General features: G+C 74.6%; 15 protein-coding genes, 1 pseudogene and 1 riboswitch. Of the genes and pseudogenes, 5 read left to right on the top strand and 11 right to left on the bottom strand.

The window, feature by feature from the left end:
- Positions 1-35: 35 nt before the first annotated feature.
- Positions 36-443, bottom strand: coding sequence for a roadblock/LC7 domain-containing protein (locus ACFYPD_RS02570; RefSeq protein ID WP_151463699.1), 408 nt, complete (start codon positions 441-443; stop codon positions 36-38).
- On the bottom strand, positions 440-3,472 hold the full coding sequence (locus tag ACFYPD_RS02575; protein WP_387107971.1) for a nitrate- and nitrite sensing domain-containing protein: 3,033 nt from the start codon (positions 3,470-3,472) through the stop codon (positions 440-442). Before ACFYPD_RS02575 ends, ACFYPD_RS02570 begins: the two co-directional genes overlap by 4 nt.
- 448 nt (positions 3,473-3,920) lie before the next feature.
- Here ACFYPD_RS02575 and ACFYPD_RS02580 point away from each other — a divergent pair, with 448 nt between their 5' ends.
- Positions 3,921-5,102 carry an ABC transporter substrate-binding protein gene (locus ACFYPD_RS02580; RefSeq protein ID WP_387107974.1) on the top strand — a complete coding sequence of 394 codons (1,182 nt, stop codon included), beginning with the start codon at positions 3,921-3,923 and terminating at the stop codon, positions 5,100-5,102.
- 53 nt (positions 5,103-5,155) lie between these two features.
- Here the strand turns inward: ACFYPD_RS02580 and ACFYPD_RS02585 are convergent, their stop codons facing one another.
- Together ACFYPD_RS02585 and ACFYPD_RS02590 are read right to left on the bottom strand one after the other, a co-directional pair.
- On the bottom strand, positions 5,156-6,004 hold the full coding sequence (locus tag ACFYPD_RS02585; protein ID WP_387107976.1) for an ABC transporter permease: 849 nt from the start codon (positions 6,002-6,004) through the stop codon (positions 5,156-5,158).
- A gap of 100 nt (positions 6,005-6,104) precedes the next feature.
- Positions 6,105-7,136, bottom strand: a complete 1,032-nt coding sequence (locus tag ACFYPD_RS02590) for an ABC transporter substrate-binding protein (RefSeq protein WP_387107979.1) — start codon at positions 7,134-7,136, stop codon at positions 6,105-6,107.
- 287 nt (positions 7,137-7,423) lie between these two features.
- Here ACFYPD_RS02590 and ACFYPD_RS02595 point away from each other — a divergent pair, with 287 nt between their 5' ends.
- The 4 genes from ACFYPD_RS02595 (at position 7,424) to ACFYPD_RS02610 (ending at position 13,196) form a co-directional block, all read left to right on the top strand.
- On the top strand, positions 7,424-8,209 hold the full coding sequence (locus ACFYPD_RS02595; protein WP_387107982.1) for an ABC transporter ATP-binding protein: 786 nt from the start codon (positions 7,424-7,426) through the stop codon (positions 8,207-8,209).
- Between the two features lie 2 nt (positions 8,210-8,211).
- On the top strand, positions 8,212-9,162 hold the full coding sequence (locus ACFYPD_RS02600; protein ID WP_387107985.1) for an LLM class F420-dependent oxidoreductase: 951 nt from the start codon (positions 8,212-8,214) through the stop codon (positions 9,160-9,162).
- The gene (locus ACFYPD_RS02605; RefSeq protein ID WP_313724435.1) at positions 9,159-9,467 is read left to right on the top strand and encodes a cupin; all 309 of its coding nucleotides are present in this window, start codon (positions 9,159-9,161) and stop codon (positions 9,465-9,467) included. The genes ACFYPD_RS02600 and ACFYPD_RS02605 overlap by 4 nt, the downstream gene beginning before the upstream one ends.
- Positions 9,468-9,542: 75 nt before the next feature.
- Positions 9,543-13,196, top strand: a complete 3,654-nt coding sequence (locus ACFYPD_RS02610; RefSeq protein WP_387107987.1) for a hypothetical protein — start codon at positions 9,543-9,545, stop codon at positions 13,194-13,196.
- 45 nt (positions 13,197-13,241) lie between these two features.
- On the opposite strand, the gene thiC is transcribed toward ACFYPD_RS02610, so the two are convergent.
- The 7 genes and pseudogenes from thiC to ACFYPD_RS02645 all read right to left on the bottom strand — a co-directional run bounded on the left by thiC (position 13,242) and on the right by ACFYPD_RS02645 (position 19,184).
- Entirely contained in the window at positions 13,242-14,834 is a 1,593-nt protein-coding gene (gene thiC / locus ACFYPD_RS02615; RefSeq protein ID WP_387107990.1) for a phosphomethylpyrimidine synthase ThiC, read from the bottom strand.
- 17 nt (positions 14,835-14,851) lie between these two features.
- Positions 14,852-15,640, bottom strand: a complete 789-nt coding sequence (gene thiD / locus ACFYPD_RS02620) for a bifunctional hydroxymethylpyrimidine kinase/phosphomethylpyrimidine kinase (RefSeq protein WP_387107993.1) — start codon at positions 15,638-15,640, stop codon at positions 14,852-14,854.
- Between the two features lie 200 nt (positions 15,641-15,840).
- Positions 15,841-16,434: pseudogene (locus ACFYPD_RS02625) on the bottom strand (thiamine phosphate synthase); the annotation flags it as partial.
- A gap of 74 nt (positions 16,435-16,508) precedes the next feature.
- The gene (locus ACFYPD_RS02630) at positions 16,509-17,288 is read right to left on the bottom strand and encodes a thiazole synthase (protein ID WP_387107996.1); all 780 of its coding nucleotides are present in this window, start codon (positions 17,286-17,288) and stop codon (positions 16,509-16,511) included.
- The gene (thiS, locus tag ACFYPD_RS02635; protein ID WP_387107998.1) at positions 17,285-17,485 is read right to left on the bottom strand and encodes a sulfur carrier protein ThiS; all 201 of its coding nucleotides are present in this window, start codon (positions 17,483-17,485) and stop codon (positions 17,285-17,287) included. Before thiS ends, ACFYPD_RS02630 begins: the two co-directional genes overlap by 4 nt.
- Positions 17,476-18,564, bottom strand: coding sequence for a glycine oxidase ThiO (gene thiO / locus ACFYPD_RS02640; RefSeq protein WP_387108000.1), 1,089 nt, complete (start codon positions 18,562-18,564; stop codon positions 17,476-17,478). Before thiO ends, thiS begins: the two co-directional genes overlap by 10 nt.
- Positions 18,558-19,184: a thiamine phosphate synthase gene (locus tag ACFYPD_RS02645; RefSeq protein WP_387108003.1), complete on the bottom strand. Its 627-nt coding sequence runs from the start codon at positions 19,182-19,184 to the stop codon at positions 18,558-18,560. Before ACFYPD_RS02645 ends, thiO begins: the two co-directional genes overlap by 7 nt.
- Positions 19,179-19,288, bottom strand: a riboswitch (TPP riboswitch). (Overlaps the previous gene by 6 nt.)
- Between the last annotated feature and the right edge of the window lie 27 nt (positions 19,289-19,315).

Below are 19,315 nucleotides of genomic sequence, written 5' to 3' on the forward strand. Positions count from 1 at the left end.
ACGGGCTCCGGGTCACCAGCTCACCGGGCGGCCGGTCAGGGCCGGACGGCGTCCCTCGGCAGCGGGACCAGCGCCTGGCCGACCCGTTCCACCAGCAGCGCCATCTCGTAGCCCACCTGACCGACGTCGCAGCTCCGCGCGGCCAGCACGGCCATCGACGAGCCGTCGCTGATCGACATGAGGAAGAGGTATCCGCTGTCCATCTCGATGACGGTCTGGAGCACTCCGCCGGCGCTGAACATCCGGGCCGCGCCCTCGGTCAGGCTCACCACACCGGACGTGATCGCGGCGAGCTGGTCGGCCCGATCCGTCGGCAGGTCGCGGGAGGAGGCGAGCAGCAGCCCGTCCGCGGACACCGCCACCACGTGGGCGATGCCCGCCACGCTGTCGGCGAAGTTGGTGAGCAGCCAACCCATGTCCTGCATGGCCGCTGGCCTGTTCATCGGTTCGTCTCCTTGGTCGAGGTGCTGTTCAGATCCGCGCCGGCCGTCCGACCCCGCTGCACACCGCGGTGGTAGGCCGACAGCAGGCCGCGTACTTCGTCCGGGGTGCGCCGGGCGGCGGCCCGGCTGCCCTTCGGCTCGATGCCGCCGGGCACGAGCTGGGCCTGCGGCACCCGCTTGGGCAGGCCAGAACGGGTGGTGCCGGCGTTGCTGGGCTCCGCGGCCTTGCTGGCCCGCGTCCACCCCTCGTCGGCCGCCGTGCGCCAGGCTTCCGGGTCGATCGCCGGCGGTGTCGGTGCCGGCGGGGGTACGGCCGCGGCGGGTGGCGGGGACGGGACCGCCGGCGGGGTGTACGGCGGCGGTGTGGCCAGCCCCGCCGACTGGGCGCCCGGGGTGCGGGTCGGCAGCGGCGGCGCGCCGGCGGGCTGCGCGGTCGCGGCGGGCTGCGCCGGGGCCGGCGGCTCGTCGTCGAACCGGGGGCGGGTGAAGATGGTGGTCTCGTCCTCGCCGTGCGAGCGGAACCAGACCGCCTCCATCTCCCGGAAGATCGGCGCCTCGGCCGGGCGGGCCGACCGGGCCACCACCGGGGCCGCCGGAGCGGGCTCGACCGCCGGGGCGGGTGCGGCCGGCTGGTAGGCCGGCGGCGCCGCCGGGGCCGGGGCGCCGGTCGCCGCCTCGCCGCCCGGGGTCCGGTGGGGCAGCGGATCGCGGGCGGGGTGCGCGACCGTCGGCCCACCCGCCGACCAACCGGCGCCGGAGATCGGGGCCGGGGCGGCGGGGACGGGCGGCGCGGAGGCGACCGGCGCGGGAGCCGGCACGGTGGGCAGCGCGCCGGTCGTGCCGAACTGCACGGCCGGGGCGGTGTCCCGCGCCTCGGCGGGTGCCTGCCAGCGGGCGGGCGGCGGGGTGGCGGTGCTGCGCCACTGGTCGGCCAGCGTGGCCGTGCCGGCCCGGCCCGCGCCGGCCAGCGCGTCGGCGGCGCCGACCTGGCTGAGCGGGGACTGCTCGACGGCGAGCGGCTGGCGCGGGCGGGCCAGCGGGGCCTGGCCCCGGTTCGCCGGCAGCACCACGGTGGCGTTCGGCAGGGTGACCTGGGCGACGGTGCCGCCCTCGACGTTGCGGCGCAGCTCGACCCGGATCCCGTAGCGGGAGGCGAGCCGGCTGACCACGGCCAGGCCCATCAGCCGGAACGCGGCCACGTCGACCGTGGGTGGGGCGGCCAGCCGGCGGTTGAGCGAGTCGAGCTGTTCGTCGCTGAGCCCGAGGCCGCGGTCCTCGACCTGGATGAGCACGTAGTCGCGGATCCGGCGGCCGTCGGCCACCACGATGGTGTTCGGCGGCGAGAACCGGGTGGCGTTGTCGAGCAGCTCGGCGACCAGGCGGACCACGTCGTTGACCGCGTGCGCGGCGACCGAGATGTCGGTGTCGACGGTGCCGAACTCGATCCGGTTGTAGAGCTCCACCTCGGACTGGGCGGCGCGCAGCACGTCGACCAGGAGCGCGTCGTCGCGGCGCGGCACGGCCGAGTCGGCCCCGGCGAGCACCAGCAGGTTCTCGTCGTTGCGGCGCATCCGGGTGGCCAGGTGGTCCAGCTCGAAGAGCTGGGCCAGCCGCTTCGGGTCCTCCTCGCCGCGCTCGATCGCGTCCAGCTCGCCGATCATCCGGTCGACCAGGCTCTGCGAGCGGCGGGCCAGGTTGAGGAACATCGCCGAGACGCTGGTCCGCAGCGCGGCCTGCTCGGCCGCCACCCGGACCGCCTCCCGGTGGACCACGTTGAAGGCCGACGCCACCTGGCCGACCTCGTCGCGGTTGGTCAGCCTGATCGGGTCCCGGACCTGCTGGACGATCTCGTCGACGCCGCCGTCGCCGATGGCGTTGACGTTCTGCAGCCGGCTCACCGCCTCGGGCAGGTCGTGGTTCGCCACCGCCAGCGCGCCCTCGCGCAGCCGGCGCAGCGAGTCGTTGAGCGAGCGGGCCAGCACCACGGCCAGCGTCACGGCGATGGCCAGGGTGAGCAGCACCAGCAGGCTCTCCATGACGGCCTGCCGGATGACGTCGGTGCGCACCGCGTCCGCGTCGGCGAGCAGCTGGTCCTGGAGCTGGATCTCCGCCCACCGCATCAGGTCGCCGACCGCGCCGATGGCCGCGGCGGCCTCGTCCCGCGTGACCAGCGGGACCTGCCCGACCGAGCGGGACACGTCGTTGGAGACCCGGTCGGCGAGCTGCACGGCGTCACCGGAGACGGTGCGGTCCACCAGGGACCGCTGGGCCGGCTCGGCGGCCCGGGAGAAGGAGAGCAGGGCTTCCTGCTGGCCGGTCAGGGTGGCCACGAAGGAGGAGAACTGCTCCTCGTCGATCCGGCCGGTGGAGAGCGCGGTGTAGGCGACCGCCTCCTCCTCGGCGACCTCCGCCTTGGCGTGGGCGAAGGCGGCCACCGCGCGGCGGGCGTCGGCGAGGCCCTCCGCGCCGGGCTGCTGGGCCAGCGCGTCGCCGTACGCCACGAGGTCGTCGAGGATGATGCCGTAGCGCAGGCTCGCCTCGGAGACCGGCATCTGCTGCCGGTCCAGCACCTCCTGGCGGGTGCCGTTGAGCGTCTCCAGGTGGTCGTCGATCACCTTGAGCCGGTCGCGCACCGAGGCCGGCACGTCGCCGATCTTCCCCCGCTCGTCCCGGTAGGCCGCGATCCGCTCGTCGGTGCTGCGGACCCGCAGGTTGTAGGCGTCCGGCTTCTGGTTCGGCGCGACCAGGAAGGAGGCCGCCGCCATCCGCTCCTTGTGCAGGTCCTGGGTGAGTGCCGAGACGTCGATCGACAGCGAGGTCAGCGACCGGATCTGGTTCGCCTCGTACGCGCCCTCGCCGACCGAGACGAGTCGGATAGTTGCCAGTGCGATGACAGCCGCCACCGGAACGACGAGGATGAGGGCGAGCTTGGAGCGGATCCGCGCGTCACGCAGCCGAGGCAGTCGCCGTCGCCGGTTTCGCTGATCGGCGTCGGGGCTCTCGGGCAGGGTCGTAGGTCCGGTGCTCACGACATCGCCTCCGTCGTTTCTTCCACGCTTGACCCGCCGACCCGTGCCAGGTGCAGCGGCCAGCGCCACGCGCGGCACGGCCGCGATTTCATCAGACGAGATCCTGTTTGGGAAGCGGCAGTGAGGCCGAAAACGGTCGGGCCTGACGCAACCCGTGATCCGATCACCTAATACCTTCTTTTCTCCAGCCCCCTGAACAGGGCATGTAACTCTCCAGAGTGGCCGGTCGTATCTACGCGGTAATTGTCGGTTAACGTTCCGTGTCGCCAACATGTGGGACGGCTGTCCCGAAACGACTCCCGACATCCGCGCTTGACCACAGGGCCCGGCATTGGCAAGGTTTTGCAGGCTTCGCGCACACCGTACGGCACGCCAATCCCGTTCCTCTACTGAGGACGAACGAGCTGCGGTGATCGGGCGCTGGCCCTGCCGCATCTGGAGGACTGAGTTGAGCCCCATCCGCTCCGCGAGCATCGCGGTGCTCGCATCGGCCCTGCTGGCCACCACGCTCACCGGCTGCAGGATCGGTGGGGAGCCGCAGGACACCAGTCCGATCGTGATCGCCGCGGACCTCGAACTGTCCGGCGCCTCCGCGTCGATCGGCAAGGTGTACCAGCGGGCCCTGGAACTGAAGATCGCGCAGTTGAACTCCTCCGGCGCGCTGGGTGGCCGGAAGATCGAACTGAAGGTGAAGGACAACCGCTCCGACGCCGCGGAATCGTTGCGGAACATCAACGATTTCAGCAGTGACTCGCGGGTAACCGCCATCATCATGGGCGGCTGCAACGAATGTGCGGTCGGCGCCGTCCGCACGATCGGTGAGAAGCGCATTCCCACCATCGCGCTCGCCTCCTCCGGCGAGGTCACGGAACCGGTCGCCGAGCGCCGCTACGTCTTCAAGTTGGCGCCGAATGCGGCGGACAGCGCCGCCGCGCTCACCACCGAGCTGACCCGCCGCAAGATCCGCAAGGTGGCCGTGCTGCACAGCGCCGACAAGTACGGCCAGGAGGGGCTGGACGCGTTGAACAGCGAGTTCGCCAAGGCCGGCATCCGGCTGTCCCGCGCCGCGTCGGTGCGGACCACCGACACCGAGGTCAGCACCCAGATCGGCAACCTGGTCGCCAAGAAGCCCGAGGCACTGATCGTCTGGACCCCGCCGGAGCAGGCGTCGCTGGCGGCCGCCACCGCCCGGCAGAACCGCTTCGCCGGCGCGCTCTTCTTCGACGCCTCGGCGGCCGGCGACCTGTTCCTGGGCGCCTCCGCACGATCCACCGAGCGGACCACGCTCATCTTCACCCAGACCATGGTGATCGACGACGTCATCGCCACCACCCCGGCGAAGGCCGCCCGGCGGCAGTGGTTCCAGGAATACACCGCCCGGTTCGGCGGCTACAACGGCTTCTCCTCGTTCGCCGCGGACGCCGTCCAGCTCATCGCCGACGCCGAGCTGCGGGCCGGCGGCGAGCCGGGCCAGGTGGACCGGGGCGCCCTGCGTGAGGTCCTGGAGACCGCGCAGCTCGACGGCCTCTCCGGGCCGATCCGGATGACCCCGGACAACCACTCCGGCCTGATGCCGCAGGCGCTGACCACCCTGGTGGCACGTGGCGGCCGCTGGCGTCTGGCCGGCTAGTCGCCGTGGGTGCCCCGGCAGGAGGCGGGACGCTTCCTGCCGGGAGCAGCCGGTCAGCGGGCCGAGGTGGTGGCGCGGACCCAGGGCAGGGCCAGGCGCTCGACCAGGCTGAGGGCCGAGTAGAGCAGGATGCTCATCACCGCCACCAGCACGATCGCCGCCCACGCCGTCGCGGTATCGCCCACGCCGTTGTACTGGAGGATCTGGTAGCCCAGCCCCGGCCGGTCCGAGTAGAACTCCCCGATCACCGCGCCGATCGCGGCCAGCGGCATGGCCACCTTCAGCCCGACGAAGATCTGCGGCAGCGCGGCCGGGAAGCGCACCTTCCGGAACGCCTGCCACCAGGACGCGTTCAACGAGCGACCCAGCTCCGCCAGGTCCGCCGGAGTGGTGGTGAGCCCGGTCGCCGTGGAGAGCACGATCGGGAAGAAACAGAGCAGGAACACCATGGTCAGGATGGGTTTCTGCCCCCAGCCCACCGCGACCACCAGCAGCGGGCCGAAGGCGATCTTCGGCACCGCGTTGACCGCCACCAGCAGCGGGGCGAACATCCGCTCCACCCGGCTGGAGGCGGCCAGCGCCATCCCGATCAGCACCCCGGCGAGCGTCGAGAGCAGGAAGCCGAGCAGGGTCATCCAGGTGGTGATGCCCAGCGCCGGCAGCAGCACCTCGGTGGTGCCGGTCAGCGAGCGGAACACCGCCTGCGGCGGCGGCAGGGCGGCCGGGTGCACCAGGTGCAGTCCCGACGTGACCAGCCACCAGGCGGCCACCGCGATGACCAGCCCGAGCGCCGGCAGGCCCACCGCCGCCGGGCGTACGACGAGCCGGCGCGGAGCGGCGGCGGGCTCCGCCGGTTCCCCCGGCGCGGGCGCTTCGGCCCGGGCCCCGGTCAACTGCGTCAACGTGTCCTCCTCTCTCGGCCGGCCGACGACCGGCACGCGAAGGGGGTGCGCCCCACCGGGTGTCCCGGCGGGCCGCACCCCCGTTGCCCGAGCCGACCGGTCAGGCCTTCGGCGCGAGGTTGAAGTCGATGATCTGGTCGGGGGTGAGGTTCTGCTTGAGCGCGCCCGCGCCCTGGAGCAGGGCGATGCTCTTGGCGACCCGGCCGCTGTCCAGGGTGCCGATCGCGGTGCCGGAGTTGCTGGAGCGGACGTACGCGGCCATCAGCTGAAGCTCCGCGGCCGACGCGGCCGGGTTGGCGGCCGGCACGTTCTTCTTCAGGAGCTCGCCCGCCTCGTCCGGGTGGGCCAGCGAGTATTCCAGGCCCTTGAGCAGCGCCGCCGTGAAGCGCTTGACCATCTCCGGCTTCTCCTTGGCGATCTTGCTGGAGGTGATCAGCACGTTGCCGTAGAGGTCCTGCATCACGTTGCTGTACGGCAGCACGACCGGCTTCTTCTTGGCCACCGCCTCGACGGTGGGCTGGCCGACCACGAACTGGCCGATGCCGTCGACCGCGCCGGAACCCAGCATGCCGATCAGGCCCTGCGCCTCACCGTTGACCCAGGTCACCTTGCTGCCGTCGATGCCGGCCAGCCGGGCGTACGTCGGGAAGAGGTTGCGCACGACCGAGGTGGGGGTGTCGGCGAGCTTCTTGCCCTCGAGGTCCTTCGGCGTGGCGATGTTCTTGCCCTCGACCGAGACGATGGCGGCCATGGTGCGCTGCTGGATCGCCGCCACCGCGACGAAGTCCTTGGCCTGGCCGTTGCCGAGCTGGAGGATGCCGCCGGTCAGGTCGATCGGGCCGAAGTCGGCCTGGCCGCCGGTGATGGTCTGGATGACCGAACCGGTGCCCTGCCCGGGCTTGATGTCGACGTCGAAGCCGGCCTCCTTGAAGAAGCCCTTCTCCTTCGCCACCCAGGCGTAGGAGTCACGGCCGAAGTTGCCGAAGGAGGTGAGGTAGGTCACCTTCTCCAGCGCCGCACCGTTGCCGGTCTTGGCGTCCTCCGACTTGTCCGAGTCGCTGCTGCAACCGCCGACGAGGGCGAGGGCGGTGGCAAGCGCGGCGGCGGCGACCGTACGGGTCAGCCTTCTCATCAGTGCACCATGTCCTTTCCGACCAGGGCACGTTCGCCCGGTCGGGTCGTGGGTCCGACGGTGTCGGCAGGAGGGGGCAGCCGACGGGACCGTCGTGAGGGGACTCTTCGCGCGCAACAGCGTACGAGAAGGCCGATGACGTCAGGCGGGCGTCCGCGTTGCGGAACGGAAACGAAGTTGCCTGACGGAAAGGAGACTGACGTCCACGGTGGATGGTGCTATAAGGACGGCCGCCCGCTACGCTAGCCCGGCTCGCGATCGCGACTGTGGAAGGGAGCCGGCGGGAGATGATCCGACTGTCCGGGGTGTCCCGCACCTTCGACGGCCGCTCGGGCCGAGTCGAGGCGCTGCGCGGCATCGACCTCGACGTCGCGGAGGGCGAGTTCGTCGCAGTCCTCGGCCGCTCCGGGTGCGGCAAGTCCACCCTGCTCCGCATGATCGCCGGCCTGCTCCCGGTCACCGAGGGCGAGATCACCGTGGCCGGCACGCCGATCACCAAGCCCCGCCGGGACATCGCCATGCTGTTCCAGCGGCCCGCGCTGCTGCCCTGGCGCACCGTGCTGGACAACGTCCTGCTGCCGGTGGAGATCTTCGGCTGGAGCCGGGCCAAGCACCGCGACCGGGCCCGCGAGCTGCTGGAGATGGCCGGGCTGGGCGGCTTCGAGAAGCGCCTCCCGCACGAGCTCTCCGGCGGCATGCAGCAGCGGGTCTCGCTCTGCCGGTCGCTGATCGGCGAGCCCCGGGTGATGCTCATGGACGAACCCTTCTCCGCGCTCGACGCGCTCACCCGCGAGGAACTCTCCGGCGAACTCCAGCGGGTGCACATGGAGACGAAGGCGACGATCGTCTTCGTCACCCACTCGATCGACGAGGCGGTGCTGCTCGCCGACCGGGTCGTCGTACTCAGCCCGCGCCCCGGCCGGATCCGCGAGGTGGTCGAGGTGGCCGTGCCCCGGCCCCGCACCCTGGGCCGCCACGCGCACCTGGCCGACGTGGCCCGGATCAGCGCCGAACTGCACGAACTGCTGATGGAGCGGGACGCCGCCGGTGGCGTGGGCGCGGGAGGGCGGTGACCATGCGGGTGTCCGTCTTCACCGAGCCGCACCGCGGGGCGAGCTACGACGACCAGCTCCGGTTCGCCCGGCTGGTCGAGGAGACCGGCTTCGAGGGCTTCTTCCGCGCCGACCACTACCGCGCAATGGGTGACGAGCCCGGGCTGCCCGGCCCCACCGACGCCTGGCTGACGCTCGCCGCGCTGGCCCGCGAGACCTCCCGGATCCGGCTCGGCACCCTGGTCACCTCGGCCACCTTCCGGCTGCCCGGGCCGCTGGCGGTGATGGTCGCCCAGGTCGACCAGATGAGCGGCGGCCGGATCGAGCTGGGCATCGGCGCCGGCTGGTACGAGCGCGAGCACACCGCCTACGGCATCCCGTTCCCGGCGGTCACCGAGCGGTTCGACCGGCTGGCCGAGCAGTTGGAGATCGTCACCGGGCTGTGGCGCACCCCGCTCGGCGAGACCTACAGCTTCACCGGGGACCACTACCGGCTGGTCGACGCGCCCGCGCTGCCCAAGCCGGTGCAACAGCCCGGCCCGCCGGTGATCGTCGGCGGCCGGGGCCCGAAGCGCACCCCCGAACTGGCCGCCCGGTACGCCGACGAGTTCAACATGCCGTTCAAGACCGTCGCCGAGACGGCAGCCGCTTACGAGCGGGTCCGCGAGGCGTGCGACCGGACCGGACGCGCCGAGTCGGGGCGGGCGCCGCTGGTGCTCTCCGCCGGGATCGTGGTGGCGATCGGGCGCACGGACGCGGAGGCGCAGCGCCGGTCCGCGCCGCTGCACGTCAAGAGCGCGCTCCCGCCGGAGGACCCGGTGGTCGGCTCCCCCGCCCAGCTCGTCGACCGGCTCGGCGAGTTCGCCGCGATCGGGGCCACCCGGGTGCACCTGCGGCTGATCGACTTCGACGACCTCGACCACGTGGAGCTCATCGCCGCCGAGGTGCTCCCCCAACTGGACGGACCACGATGACCGACCTCTCCGCCGACCTCGAACTCGGCCCGGTGGGCCAGGAGATCGTCTTCGAGAACGACCGGGTACGCGTCTGGCACATCCGGCTGGAGCCGGGCGAGCGGCAGCCGCTGCACCGGCACGACCACCCGTACCTGGTGGTGGCCATCCAGGGCGCGAAGAACGTGGTGCAGACGATCGACGGCACGACGATCGACGCCGACGAGCCGACCGGCGGGGTGGTCTACCGCGACCCCGGCGCCGTGCACATGCTGACCAACGTCGGTGACACCACGTACCTGGCCCGCCTCGTCGAGCTGAAGTAGCCACGCCGACGCCGACTCGCCGCGCCACGGGTGGCAAGGTGGCGATCGGGTGCACCGGGCCGTAACGTGCCCGACATGGCCTTTCGGACGTGGGGCAGGCTGCTGCTCACGGCGCTCGGGGTGAGCGTGCTGGCCGGGGCCGGCCAGCTGGGCATCGCGTACGGCTTCGGCGTCGTACGCCTCGACGGCGCGTTCGTCGACGACTCGGTGAACCGGTGGCCCGCCCAGCTCGCCTGGGTCGGCTGGTTCGCCGCGGTTGCCACGGTCGCCGGGGCCGTCCTCACCGAACGCCTCGCCCGCCGGGGGGACGCCTCCCCGGTCGGCACCACCGAGCTGCTCTCCATCGCCGGCGTCAGCGGGCTGGGCGCCCTCGTGGTCGCCCCGCTCTGCATGCAGCCGGCCCGCGCCGCCGAGCTGGGCGGCACCGTCGACCCGGTGTGGGCGGTCGGCATCTGCGCCATCCTCGGCGCGGTGATCGGGGCGGGCGCGGCGATCGCCGTGCTGCTCAAGCCGCCGTTCGGCTGGAACATCGCGCTCACCGGCACGGCCGTCTGGCTGCTCGCCCTGGTCTCCGTCGCGCCGTCGGTCGCGTCGGCCGGCACGCTGCCCACCGCACGTTTGGGCGTCCTCGAACCGTCCTGGCTGGACCCGGCCGCGGCCCAGCGCCTGGCCATGCTCCTGCTGCCCACCCTGGCCCTGCTGGCCGGCGCGGCGGTCGGCGCGCTGGCCCGCCGCGCCGGCTACCTCCCGCTGGTCGGCGGCGCGGCCGGCGCGGCCGGCCCGGCCCTGCTGGCCTTCGCCTATCTGACCGCCGGCCCCGGCACCGCGGCTGACCGCTACCAGCTCGCGCCCTACTACGGCGCGCTCATCGCGGTCGTCGCCGGGGCGCTCGGTTCGACCGCCACGACGGTGCTGCCCCGACCGGTGACCACGGCCGCCGAGCCGGACGCCATCGAACCGACCGACATCCTCCAGCCCCTGCCGTCGTCGCCCGCCGCCCCCGGCCCGGCCGACCCGGCTCCCGCCGCCCCGGTTGCCGTGCGCCCCGCGGGAGCACCCAGCCCCGCCCACTGGGACTGGCCGGCCGCCGGCGGGCTCACCCCGGCGCCCGTACCGGCCGGACTCACCCGCCGGCCGCTCGGTCGCCCCGCCCCCGAGCGGCCTGCGGACCGGGACGAGCCGACCCGGGTGTACGGGTCGGGTCTCGCCGGCGAGCGGGAGGCGAGCGGGACGGGCGCGATCCGGCACCGGTTCGACGCCGCACCTTTCTCCGTCGCCGGTGAAGCGACCGATCTGGCCTCGGAGGCGCACGGTGCGGACAGGCCGGCTGCCGAGCCGGGTTCCCCGGCGAGGCCGGGCACGGCGGACGAGATCACCGCGAGGCACGTGGCCTCGGACCTCGACGGCCCGGCCGCGGTGCCGGTAATGGCCCACGAGGTGGCGTCGGAGGGCCACCGGTTCGACCCGCCGACACCGTCGGCCTTCTCGCCGGAGCAGGGTTCGGACGTCGCGCGTCCGGACTGGCCGTCCGACGACACCAGCCTTGGTCAGCTCCCCGGATCGCCTCCCCCGGGGCGGCGCACCTCGGCCATCGACGTGCTCGCCGCCGGCCGCCCGACCCCACCGGCCGCGCCGGACCCGGTCACGCGTCGCGCGCCGACGGCGAAGCCGACGCACCCGGCAGCACCGCACGCCGAGACCACGAGCGCCACCGGCCGGACCGAAGCCCCATCCGTCGCGCCGGACCTGGTCTCACGTCCCGCGCCGACGGCGGAACCGGCGGCAGCGCACGCCAAGGCCACACGGGCCACCGGCCCGGCCGAAGCCCCATCGGTCGCGCCGGACCCCGTCACACGTCCGGCCCCGAGGGCCGAGCCGGCACACCCGGCGCAGCCCGAGGCCACGAGGGCCACCGGCCGGACGGCAACTCAGTCCGTCACGCCGCGCCCGGCGCTGGACCGGACAGAAGCGGCCGCCCCGGTGTCGGCGGCGGAACGCGAGGTGGCCGAAGCCGCCCCCGCCGAGCCGACGACGGAGGCGGCCCCGACGCGGGCGACGCGATCCAAGCGGAGCCGGGCCAGCACCCCGACACCCACCCCCCGGCCGTCGGACGACGCGCCCCAAGAGACCCGCTCGGCGGAGGACGCGCCCACGAAGACCCGCTCGGCGGACGGCACGCGCTCGAAGAGCCGATCGGCGAAGGATGTGCCGCAGGCCGGGGCGCTCGGCGATGCGCTCCCGACGACCCGGCCGGTGGACGACGCTCCGTCGGCGGACAATCCCACCCTGGCGGGCGCCCCCGCCGCGGAGCCGGCGGCCGAGGCCGGTGAGCCCACCCCGGCCGCACCGGCTCCGGCCGGTCGCGCCAAGCGGACCCGCAAGCCGCGTACCACCCGGACCGCCCCGGGCCGGGCCGCCGCCGAGCCGGCCACCACGACATCGGACGGCACCGCCGAGCCGCCCGCGACCACAGCGGGCACCACGGCCGAGCCGGCCACCACCAAGCCGGACAGCACCTCCGAACGAGCCGGAAGCACGCCGGACAATACTTCTGAGCCGGCCACCGCCGCACCGGTCGCCACCACCGCGCACACCCCGTCGACCGGCACCGACCCGGCCGGCGCGGCGCGGGCCGCGGACGTGCCGGAAGCGCGGCCGGCACCGTTGGCCGACGCCGACCCGAGCGGCGGCAGCACGCCGACCGTCGGCGAGCGGCGGAGCTTCTTCTTCGACCCGGCGCCGGCGCCGACCGACCTGCCCGAGCCCCCGGCGTCGCCCCGACCGCGGAACCCGATGTTCGAGGACGTGACCCCGGGCAACGTCCGGCCGGCCTGGCCGATCGCACCCGCCGCGAACTGGCCGGTCACGCCGCGCGGCGGCGCCGAGCCGTCCGCACCGGGCGGCCCGACCGCCGGCCGGGACGCTGACCCCGACGGCACCGGGACAGCCGGCGCCGCCCGGCCGGAGCCAGCGCCGCGCCCCCGGCACCGCGCCCTGCCCGACCTGGGCCGGAGCACCGGCTGGGACGCCCTCGCCAACGCCCGCCCCGCCGGCCCGACCGCCCCGCCGCCCACCGGCCGCACCCCGGAGACCATCGACACCACCGGCCCGGTCCCGGAGACCACCGGGACCACCGGCCGCACCCCGGAGACCACCGCCCCCACCGGCCCGGTCCCGGAGACCACCGGCACCACCGGCCGCACCCCGGAGACCACCGGCACCACCGGCCGCACCCCGGAGACCACCGACACCACCGGCCGGTCCCCAGAAACCGCCGGCTCGATCCCGGAGACCACCGCCCCCACCGGCCGGGCCCCGGAAACCGCCGGCCGAAGCCCGATCCCGGAGACCACCGCCCCCATCGGCCAGGCGCCGGGGACCGCCCGGGCCCCGGAAGCCACCGGCCCCGTCCCGGAAACCACCGGCCCGATCCTCCCGGCCTGGGAGGCTCAGGCACCGGAGGCGGCCGGCAGCGCATCCGGCGGCCGGCACGCCGACGTGTCCGGGGCCGACGCGACCCCCGAGGCGGCCGGCGGGAAGTCGAAGGCGCGTCGTAGCCTGTTCCGGCGTAACCGGGGCAAGGGCGGTGAGCCGGGCGAGGTTGACCGCGACTCCGAGCCGCTCGCCGCGCAGGACGAGGAGTACGTCGACTGGGTCGCCGGCCTAGCCTCGGACGACAACGCGGACGACGCCCGGTCGCTGCGTACCGGCCGGCACCACCGCGACTGAGCCCGCCGGGGCCGGGTCGACCAGCGGCCCGGCCCCCGGCGGTGTTCAGGACAGCGGCAGGTAGACCCGCGAGCCGCCGGCCACGAACTCCTCGGACTTGTCCTTCATGCCGCGCGCCGCGTAGTCCTTCAGCTCCTGAGTGATCTTCATGGAGCAGAACTTCGGCCCGCACATCGAGCAGAAGTGGGCGGTCTTCGCCGGCTCGGCCGGCAGCGTCGCGTCGTGGTACGACCGGGCGGTCTCCGGGTCCAGCGCCAGGTTGAACTGGTCCTCCCAGCGGAACTCGAACCGCGCCTTGGAGAGCGCGTCGTCCCAGGCCTGCGCCCCCGGGTGCCCCTTGGCCAGGTCGGCCGCGTGCGCCGCGATCTTGTACGCGATCACGCCCGCCTTCACGTCGTCCCGGTCGGGCAGTCCGAGGTGCTCCTTCGGGGTGACGTAGCAGAGCATCGCGGTGCCGAACATGCCGATCATCGCGGCGCCGATGGCCGAGGTGATGTGGTCGTACGCGGGCGCGATGTCGGTGGTCAGCGGGCCGAGCGTGTAGAACGGGGCCTCGTGGCACCACTCCTGCTGGAGGTCCACGTTCTCCTTGATCTTGTGCATCGGCACGTGGCCGGGGCCCTCGATCATCACCTGCACGTCGTACGCCCAGGCGACCTTCGTCAGCTCGCCCAGGGTGCGCAGCTCGGCGAACTGCGCCTCGTCGTTGGCGTCCGCGATCGAGCCGGGCCGCAGCCCGTCGCCGAGCGAGAACGTCACGTCGTACCTGGCGAGCAGCGCGCACAGCTCCTCGAAGTGGGTGTAGAGGAAGTTCTCCTCGTGATGCGCCAGGCACCAGGCCGCCATGATCGAGCCACCGCGGGAGACGATCCCGGTCACCCGGTCCACTGCCAGCGGCACGTACGGCAGCAGCACCCCGGCGTGCACCGTCATGTAGTCGACGCCCTGCTCGGCCTGCTCGACCACCGTCTCGCGGAACACCTCCCAGCTCAGCTTCACCGGGTCGCCGCCGACCTTCTCCAGCGCCTGGTAGATCGGCACGGTGCCGATCGGCACCGGCGAGTTCCGCACGATCGCCTCGCGGGTCTCGTGGATCCGCCTGCCGGTGGACAGGTCCATCACGGTGTCCGCGCCCCACCGGGTGGCCCAGGTCAGCTTCTCCACCTCCTCGGCGACCGAGGAGGTCACGGCCGAGGTGCCGATGTTGGCGTTGACCTTGACCAGGAACGCCTTGCCGATGATCGCCGGCTCGCACTCCGGGTGGTTGACGTTGAGCGGCAGCACGGCCCGCCCGGCCGCGATCTCGTCGCGGACGAACTCCGGCGCGGCCCCCTCCCGGATCGCCACGAACTCCATCTCCGGCGTCACGATCCCGGCCCGGGCGTACGCGAGCTGGGTTGGCCGCTTCCCGTCGACCCCGGCGAGTGGGGTGCCGGCGCCGCGCACCGGGGCGACGTCCCCGCGCGCCGCGATCCACGGTCCGCGCAGCGGCGGCAGCCCCACTTCCGGCTCGGATCCCGGGCCGGACGTGTCGTAGAGCCGGACCGGCGGGTTGTCCCCGGTCAGCGCCACCTCGGCGAACGGCACCCGGATGTCCGGGCGTGACCCCTCGATCCAGACCTTGCGACGTGCGTGCATGACAGCCTCCCTGTCGCTCAAGCGGACCAGCCGAAGTGGTCCAGCGGGCCGCGTCCCGTGCCCAGCTCCCAGTGCCGCGCGCCGGTCAGCGCGCGGGTCACGTACTCCTTGGCGGCGGCCACCGCGACCGGCACCGGGTCGCCCGCCGCCAACCGGACGGTGATCGCCGCCGAGAACGAGCAGCCGGTGCCGTGGTTGTGCCGGGTGGCCACCCGGGGCGCGCGCAGCAGCGTGGTCGAGCCGCCGCCGGCCAGCACGTCCACCGACTCGCCGGCCGCGTCGACGTCGCCGCCGGTCACCACCACGTGCGCCGGGCCGGCGGCGGCCAGCGCCTCGGCCGCCGCGACCATCTCCTCGACCGTGGTCACCGGGCGTCCGGTGAGGGCTGCGGCCTCCGCGCAGTTCGGCGTCGCCACCTCGGCGTACGGGAGCAGCCGCTCGACCGCCGTCACCACGCCGAGCCGGTGGCCGCTGGTGGCGACCAGCACCGGGTCGACGACCAGGCGGGGCAGCCGGCCGGCCTTCGCCGCCTCGGCCACCGCGTCGGCGACCGCGGGGGTGCCGAGCATGCCGGTCTTCACGGCGCGTACGTCGAAGTCGCCGAGCACGCTGTCGAGCTGGTCGCGCACGGTCTGCGGGGGCAGGGGCAGCACGGCGTCCACGCCCCGGGTGTTCTGCGCGGTGACCGCGGTGATCACGCTGGTGCCGTAGGCCCCGAGGGCGGCGAAGACCTTGAGGTCGGCCTGGATGCCGGCGCCGCCGCCGGAGTCTGATCCGGCGATGGTGAGTGTGGTCCTCGGGGTCACTGTTCTTCCTCGGTGGTTGCGGTTGAGGGCTGCGGCCGACCGTGCCCACTCCGGGCGGTCAGGCTTGATCCCTGCGTGGGCACGGTCGGCCGCAGCCCTGACGTGGGGACGTCCGCGCGAAGGCTGGGGCTTGTCATCACCGGGGTGACCGCCGTTGGGACGGCTGCCGCCGGGGTGGGGGCTGGTCGGGTCGGGCCGTGGCCGGCCCGACCAGCGGATTCGTGGGCCGCCGTGAGCGTGGCGGCGACCTCGGTGGGGTCTCCGGCGCGCATGAGCGCGCCGAGCACCGCCACCCCGGCGGCGCCCGCCGCGAGGCACTCCCGCACCTGTCCCGGGGTTTCGATGCCGCCGAGCGCGAGCACCGGCACGGGGCTGGCCGCGGTCAGCTCGCGGAGCCCGGCCGGATGCAGGGGTGGCCCGTAGCCGGGTTTGGTTCTCGTCGGGAAGACCGGCGACAGGGTCGCGTAGTCCTCCGTGGCGAGTCGGGCCAGTTCGGTGGCGTCGTGGCAGGAGCGGCCGACCAGTCCGACGGCCGGCGGCGGGTACGGGCCGGCGGCCGGCAGGTGGACGGCGTCCCCGCCGAGCGGGTCGGGCCCGGCGACGATCAGCGTGCCGTCGGCGTCGGCGAGGATCGCGCGCAGCTCGGCGGCCAGGCTGGCCCGCTCGGCCCGGGCCAGGTCCTTCTCCCGCAGCACCACCCAGCGCACTCCCCCGGCCACGGCCGCCCGGACGACCTCGGCCAGCGGTCGCCGCGCCTGCCAGCGGTCGGTGAGCAGCACCACGCCCGACGGCACGGCCTCGCCCGAGGCGGGCCCTTTCCCGTCAAGACCTGCGGAGCGGACCGGGATCCCGGTGCCGAGCGGCGGGGTCACAGGTCCGGCCTTCCCTCGTCGGGGGTGGAGGCGAGGGCGTGGAAGCGGCGGGCGATCCGGCCCGCCCCGTACGCCAGCCGCCCCGCCTCGACGGCGTGCCGCATGGCGGTGGCCATCGCCACCGGGTCGGCGGCCCGGGTGACCGCGCTGGCCAGCAGCACGGCGTCGCAGCCCAGCTCCATGGCGAGCGCGGCGTCGGAGGCGGTGCCGATCCCGGCGTCGAGGATCACCGGCACGTCCACGCCCTGCCGGATCAGCCGGATGTGGTGCGGGTTGCTCACCCCCAGCCCGGAGCCGATCGGCGCGCCGGCCGGCATCACGGCCGCGCAGCCCACATCGGCCAGCCGTCGGGCCAGGATCGGGTCGTCCGAGGTGTACGGCAGCACCGTGAACCCGTCGGCCACCAGCTCCTCGGCGGCGCGCAGCAGCTCCACCCCGTCGGGCAGCAGCGTGCGCTCGTCGCCGATCACCTCCAGCTTCACCCAGTCGGTGTCGAACGCCTCCCGGGCCAGCTGCGCCGCCTTCACCGCCTCGGACGCGGTGTAGCAGCCGGCCGTGTTCGGCAACAGCCGTACGCCGCACCGGTCCAGCAGGTCGAGCAGGCCACCGGCGGCGCCCGGGGCGGTGTCCACCCGGCGCAGCGCGAGGGTTACCAGCTCGGTGCCGGAGGCGCGGATGGCCTGCTCCAGCACGTGCAGGTTGGCCGCGCCACCGGTGCCGAGGATGAGCCGGGAGCCGAAGCCGACCCCACCGATCTCGAAGGACATCGGGCTCACCCGCCCTGGGCGGCGCTGAGCACCTCGACCCGGTCGCCGTCGCGCAGCACGGTCGCCGACCAGCCGCCGCGCGGCACCACCTCGCCGTTCACCGCGACCGCCAGGCCGCGGTCCTGGGCGGTGACCGCGCGGACCACGTCGGCGACGGTCGAGCCGCCGGGCAGGTCCCGTCCCGCGCCGTTGACGATCAGCTCCACCTGGGCTCCTTCCCGAACCGGTCCGGGGTGAAGGGGGCGAGCAGCGGGTCCGGCTCGCCGGTGACGATCAGCTCGGTGACCAGGTCGGCGGTGACCGGGGTGAGCACGATGCCGTGCCGGTGGTGTCCGGTGGCGACGAGCACGCCGGGCCGGCCGGGCAGCGGACCGATGATCGGCGCGTTGTCCGGCGTACCGGGGCGCAGCCCGGCGATCGCCTCGACCAGGTCGTACTCGGCCAGCTCCGGGACCAGATCGACGGCGGCGCGGAGCAGCCGGAGCACCGCCCCGGCGGTCACCTCGGTGTCGGCGCGCTCCTCGACGGTCGCCCCGACCACCACCTCGCCGCTGTCCCGGGGCACCAGGTAGATCGACTCGCCGTCGGCGTACCCCCGGATCACGTGCCGGAAGTCCGGCGCGCCGCGACCGGGCGCGCGGAGCCGGAGCACCTGGCCCTTGACCGGTCGGATCGGCAGCCCGGTCAGCGCGGCGGCGCCGCAGCCGGCCGCGACCACGGTGAGCCCGGCGTCCACCTCGGACAGCGCGCCGACTTGCGCCGGGCGCAGCACCGCGCCGGCGCGCTCGGCCGCCGCCCGCAGCGCGGGAACCAGCCGGCGCGGGTCGACCTGATGGTCGCCGGGGGCGACCGCGCCGCCGCGCACCCGCGGGGCCAGCGCCGGCTCGCGGTCGCGCAGCTCCGAGGGGCGCAGCGGCGTGATCGGCAGCCCCAACCCCTGCTGGTACGACCAGAGCCGCCGCGCCTCGGCCAGGTCGTCGGCGGTGAGCCCGACCACCAGGGTCCCGTCGGCGCGGAACCCGACGTCGGCGCCGGCCGCCTCGGCCAGGTCGGCGGCGAAGCGGGGCCAGCGGGCGGCGGACTCGGTGAGCAGCCCGGTCAGCTCGTGCTCGCCGAAGTAGGCCTCGGCGACCGGGGAGAGCATCCCGGCGGCGACGTGCGAGGCCCCGGAACCGGGTGCCGGGTCGTGGACGCTCACGCGCAGCCCCCGGGACGCGCACCGCCACGCGATCGCCAGCCCGACCGGTCCCGCCCCCACGATGGCGACGTCCGGTCGGGTCAGCACGTCAGGGCCTCGATCAGCTCGGCGGTCGTGCGCGCGGGATCGGGGCTGGCGGACAGCGCACCCACCACCGCCACCCCGTACGCCCCGGCGGCCCGCAGCGCCGGCACCGACGCGGCGGTCACCCCGCCGATCGCGATCACCGGCACGTCCACCGCACCGGCCACCGCGCTCAGGCCCGCGGAGCCGATCGGGTCGGGCAGGCCCGACTTGGTGGTGGTGGCGTGACACGGGCCCACGCCCAGGTAGCTGGCCCCGGCGGCGACCGCCGCGGCGGCGCTGCCCGGCTCCCGCGCGGTCGCGCCGAGCACGGCGTCGGCGCCGAGCACCCGTCGGGCGGCCGCCACCGGCAGGTCCTCCGCGCCGACGTGCCCGCCGGCGGCGTCGACCGCCAGCGCCACGTGCAGCCGGTCGTTGACCAGGCAGGTCGCCCCGCACGGCCGGCACAGCCCGACCACCCGCCGGGCCAGCTCGTACGCCTCCCGGTCGCTGGCGTCGTCCTCGACCCGGACCTGGACGACCAGCTCGGCGCGGGCCACCGGCAGGGCGGCGCGCAGCACGGCGAGGGGGTCCCGCCCGGGCCGGGTGTCGGTGATCAGATGCAGTCGTCCCAGGGACGGCACGGCAACTCTCCTCCCTGCGCCGGCATTACCCGGATCAGGTTCGACGGTCGGGGGCTTCCAGCCCCCCTCTCAGCCCGGTGGCACCGGGCTCCCGTGGGTCACTTGCGGGCCTACCGTACGACGTGCGCGCC

The sequence above is a fragment of the Micromonospora sp. NPDC005299 genome, assembly GCF_042872345.1.
GTDB lineage: Bacteria > Actinomycetota > Actinomycetes > Mycobacteriales > Micromonosporaceae > Micromonospora.